The organism is Chitinophaga sp. (assembly GCF_035564935.1).
Taxonomy (GTDB): Bacteria; Bacteroidota; Bacteroidia; order Chitinophagales; family Chitinophagaceae; genus Chitinophaga.
On the sequence record NZ_DATMTE010000632.1, the window covers coordinates 1 to 4,947 of the forward strand.

Annotated in this window: 3 protein-coding genes; all 3 read left to right on the forward strand. The window is 47.0% G+C overall.

Annotated features, from left to right (window positions below):
- Nucleotides 1-229: 229 nt before the first annotated feature.
- The gene (gene glmS, locus VN105_RS16050; RefSeq protein WP_325642543.1) at nucleotides 230-2,065 is read left to right on the forward strand and encodes a glutamine--fructose-6-phosphate transaminase (isomerizing); all 1,836 of its coding nucleotides are present in this window, start codon (nucleotides 230-232) and stop codon (nucleotides 2,063-2,065) included.
- A gap of 89 nt (nucleotides 2,066-2,154) precedes the next feature.
- Nucleotides 2,155-4,347: a DUF4954 family protein gene (locus tag VN105_RS16055; protein WP_325642544.1), complete on the forward strand. Its 2,193-nt coding sequence runs from the start codon at nucleotides 2,155-2,157 to the stop codon at nucleotides 4,345-4,347.
- Nucleotides 4,335-4,901 carry a DNA-3-methyladenine glycosylase I gene (locus VN105_RS16060; protein ID WP_325642545.1) on the forward strand — a complete coding sequence of 189 codons (567 nt, stop codon included), beginning with the start codon at nucleotides 4,335-4,337 and terminating at the stop codon, nucleotides 4,899-4,901. Before VN105_RS16055 ends, VN105_RS16060 begins: the two co-directional genes overlap by 13 nt.
- Nucleotides 4,902-4,947: the final 46 nt, after the last annotated feature.

The following is a 4,947-nucleotide window of genomic DNA, read 5'->3' on the forward strand; positions in this document are numbered from 1 at the left end:
AATAAAAAAAATATAAAAGGGGGATACGGTGAATGATGCAGGCGAATGTTAAGGAATCTTAATTTTCGTCAGGATCGTTTCCGTATTCCCTTTTTCATTTTACATTCGACAGTGTAGAATACTATGTAGACCATATCTTTAGTTAAACAATATTCACATTTTCTGATGTGATCTTAACATTTTAATGCGATATTGCAATGATAAAACCTAGCACAAATCCAAAAACCTTATGTGTGGAATAGTAGCTTATATCGGGCAGAGAGAAGCCTACCCGGTAGTATTAAAAGGCCTCAAAAGACTGGAATACCGCGGATACGACAGCGCGGGTGTAGCCCTGATCAACAACGGGCTTCAGGTATACAAGAAAAAAGACAAAGTAGCTGCTCTCGAAGCATTTGTTGAGGGAAAAGACCTGCGGAGTCATATTGCCATCGGGCATACCCGCTGGGCTACACATGGCGAGCCCTGCGACCGTAATGCGCACCCGCATTTATCCGGCGATGGTAAACTGGCCATGATCCACAATGGCATTATTGAAAACTATGTACAGCTGAAACAGGAGCTCATTAACCAGGGCCATGTTTTTCATAGCGATACCGACACCGAAGTACTGCTTCATTTTATCGAGGAAATCAAAAAGCAAAACCAGTGTTCTCTGGAAGAAGCCCTGCGCATCGCTTTAAAAAGAGTAGTAGGCGCTTATGTGATTGTATTGATTGATGAAGAAAACCCGGATACGCTGATCGCGGCCCGTAAGGGAAGCCCGCTCGTAATCGGCGTGGGCAAAGGTGAACACTTCCTCGCTTCAGACGCTTCTCCCATCATTGAATACACCAAAGAAGTAGTGTATGTAAATGATTACGAAATTGCCGTCATCAAAGCGGATGAACTGATCCTGAAAAACATTTCCAATGAAAGGCAAACGCCTTACATTCAGAAACTGGATATTGAGCTGGCCGCCATTGAGAAAGGAGGCTATGCCCACTTCATGCTGAAGGAAATATTTGAGCAGCCACAAACCATTTTCGATAGCTTACGCGGCCGTCTGGATGCAAAGAAAGGCACGCTCACCATGGGCGGTATGCGCGAATATGCAGATGTGCTGAGCAGCGCCAAACGTATCATCATAGTAGCCTGCGGCACCTCCTGGCACGCAGGCCTGGTAGCCGAATACATGATAGAAGAACTATGCCGCATCCCCGTGGAAGTGGAATACGCCTCTGAATTTCGCTACCGCAACCCGGTAGTAGGTCCCGGCGATGTGATCATAGCCGTATCCCAATCCGGTGAAACCGCCGATACACTGGTAGCCATTGAAAGCGCCAAAGAAAAAGGCGCCATCATCCTCGGTGTTTGTAACGTAGTAGGTTCTTCTATTGCACGCTTATCTCACGCAGGCGCCTATACGCACGCAGGCCCTGAAATAGGCGTGGCCAGTACCAAAGCCTTCACCGCCCAGCTGGCAGTGCTTTGCCTGGTTGGCCTCAAACTGGCCGCCGATAAGGGTACCATCACCCCGCAAAGGTTCCAGCACCTGCTCGATGAACTGGAACAGGTTTCTGAAAAAGTAGCTACCACCCTTAAACTGGATGACCAGATCAAACAGGTAGCTGATAAATATAAAGATGCACGTGATTTCCTCTATCTCGGCCGCGGATACAATTTCCCGGTGGCCCTGGAAGGAGCGCTTAAACTGAAAGAAATTTCCTACATCCACGCGGAAGGCTATCCCGCTGCGGAAATGAAGCATGGCCCCATTGCACTGGTAGATGAAAACCTGCCGGTAGTAATTGTGGCTACGAAAGACAGCTACTACGAAAAAGTAGTGTCTAACATCCAGGAAATTAAAGCCCGTAAAGGCAAAGTAATTGCCGTTGTAACAGAAGGCGACAACACCATCCCCCCCATGGCGGATGATGTGATTTTTGTGCCTGCGGCAGATGAACTGGTGGCTCCCATCATCTCCGTAGTACCGTTACAACTGCTCGCTTATCATATAGGCGTGCTCAAAGGCCTGGACGTTGATAAACCCAGGAACCTTGCAAAATCAGTTACAGTAGAATAAAGAAAACGGAAATACCTTCTCTGGTTATTTTATTATCTGTACGCATAATAAAATAACCAGACGGTCATTTCCCTAAATGATGTATCCTCATGAATAATATCCAAAAAAGACCCCTCTCTGATCTGGGGTATAATTTCATTGAAACCACGTTACCGGAAGGCAAAGACGAATACTATCTCCGTAATGAACAATGGAGCAGAAGAGACAAATACAGGAAATTAACAGCACACGAAATAGAATCGCTGGTACGCAATGACAATACCTCCGACGACTGGAATATTATTTTTGTTTCCAACGAATTTGATCCGCAACTGGTACAGCACTGCCACTTTTTCGGGATGGTGCGTATCGGTAAACTGGAACCCTACTACCTGGAGTTCCACAACCTGCGGATGCCGGTAGGACTGTATAACAGCACCATTTGTGCCTGCGATTTCGGCGATAATGTAGTGGTGCATAACGTAAATTATTTATCGCATTATATCCTCGGCAATGAAGTGATTGTAGCCAATGTAAATGAAATGGCTACTACCGATTATGCCAAATTCGGAAACGGTATCCTGAAAGAAGGAGAAAATGAAAGCGGCCGCATCTGGATGGAATTATGCAATGAAAACGGCGGCAGAAGCGTAATGCCGTTTGATGGCATGCTCCCCGGAGACGCTTACCTGTGGACCCGCTACCGCGATGATGAACAGCTGCAACGCCAGTTCAAAGCCTTCACAGAAAAACAATTTGATAAAAGACGCGGCTACTATGGTATGGTAGGTGATCGTACAGTGATCAAAAACTGTAAGATGATCAAAGACGTAACCATTGGTACGGATGCCTACCTGAAAGGCGCCAACAAACTGAAAAACCTTACCATCAACAGCAACAGTAAAGCCTCTTCACAAATAGGTGAAGGCTGTGAAATGGTAAACGGTGTAATAGGTTACGGCTGCCGCGTATTCTATGGGGTGAAAGCCGTTCGCTTTGTAATGGCCTCCCACTCACAACTGAAATACGGCGCCAGGCTGATCAACTCCTACCTCGGCAACAACGCCACTATTTCCTGTTGCGAAGTACTCAACTCACTCATCTTCCCCGCACATGAACAACACCACAATAACTCGTTCCTGTGCGCAGCGCTTATCATGGGGCAAAGCAATATGGCCGCAGGCGCCACCATCGGATCCAACCACAACTCACGCGGCGCCGACGGTGAAATCATTGCCGGCAGAGGGTTCTGGCCGGGCCTCTGCGTAAGCCTGAAACATAACTCCCGCTTCGCCAGCTTCACACTTATTTCCAAAGGCAATTACATGTCGGAGCTGAATATCTCCATCCCATTCAGCCTGGTAGTAAACGACGAACATGAAAACCGCCTGAAAATAATGCCGGGCTACTGGTTCCTGTACAATATGTACGCTATTGCGCGCAACTCCTGGAAATATGTGGACCGCGACAAACGCACCGATAAACAACAACTCATTGAATACGATTACCTGGCCCCCGATTCCGTAGAAGAAATATTCCAGGCACTAACCATCATGGAAACCGCTACCGGTAAAGCATGGTATGCCCTGGAAGAAAATATTCCTGCAGGAGAACTAACGGAACAGGATATACGTAAAAAGGGAAAAGAGCTGTTAAAAAATAACCCGGAAGAAGTAGCTGCATTAACCATTCTCTCCAAAGGCTTTGAAAACAGCGCCCGCGATGTGGAACTGCTGAAAGTACACAGGGCTTACCCGCTGTTCACTGACATGGTGGTACTTTATGCGGTGAAAAATATCCTGGCGGCAAAAAAGTCTTCCTTTACTGATTTACAGGAAACCGTTAAAACAGCCAAACGCGGCGACTGGCAAAACATTGGCGGGCAACTGATGAAAGAGGAAACGGTTGCTTCCCTCAAAACAAAGATCCGGGAAAACAAGATCGCCAGCTGGCCGGAACTGCATACCGCCTACGAACAAATTGGCAACGAATACGCAACCGATAAATTACAGCATGCCGTGGCCTGTTTACGGGAAATCAAAAACAGCGATATGACCGCTGCTAACCTGGCGCAATGGATGAACGATTCCATAGCCACCATGGAATGGATCACCACACAGATCAGGCGCTCCAGGGAAAAAGACTACAAGAACCCCTTCCGTCAGCTGGCTTATGAAAGCGAAAAAGAAATGAACGCAGTAGTAGGCAGCCTGGAAGACAACAGTTTCATTAAACAAACCGCTGAAGACCTGGAAATGTATAAATTGCAGGTAAATAAAACTATCAGCGAATGGCAGCTATAGAAAAAGTAAGATGCAGCTGGTCCAACAAAGACAAACTGTACCAGGATTACCACGACAAAGAATGGGGCACGCCCAGTCATGATGATAAACATCTCTTTGAAATGTTATGTCTCGAAGGCGCACAGGCGGGCCTCAGCTGGTACACCGTGCTTACCAAAAGAGAAAACTACCGCAAAGCCTTTGATAACTGGGACGCTAAGAAAATAGCGAAATACGATGACAAAAAAGTGGAGCAGCTGATGCTGAACGAAGGCATCATCCGCAACCGCCTTAAAATAAAGTCCGTTATCGGCAATGCAAAAGCATACCTGGCGGTTCAAAAGGAATTTGGCAGCTTCGACAAATACATCTGGTCGTTTGTAAACCACAAACCCATCGTAAATCACTACCGTAAAGGCCTGGCCGGCGTTCCTGCCAAAACAGCCATTTCCGATGCCATGAGCAAAGACCTGCTGAAGCGGGGCTTCAAGTTCGTGGGCTCCACCATTTGCTACGCCTACATGCAGGCCACTGGTATGGTGGATGACCACGCGGAGGATTGCTGGAAAAAGTAGCGGATTTTGTTTGACTCAGGATTATGATGATTTCGCTGATTACCCT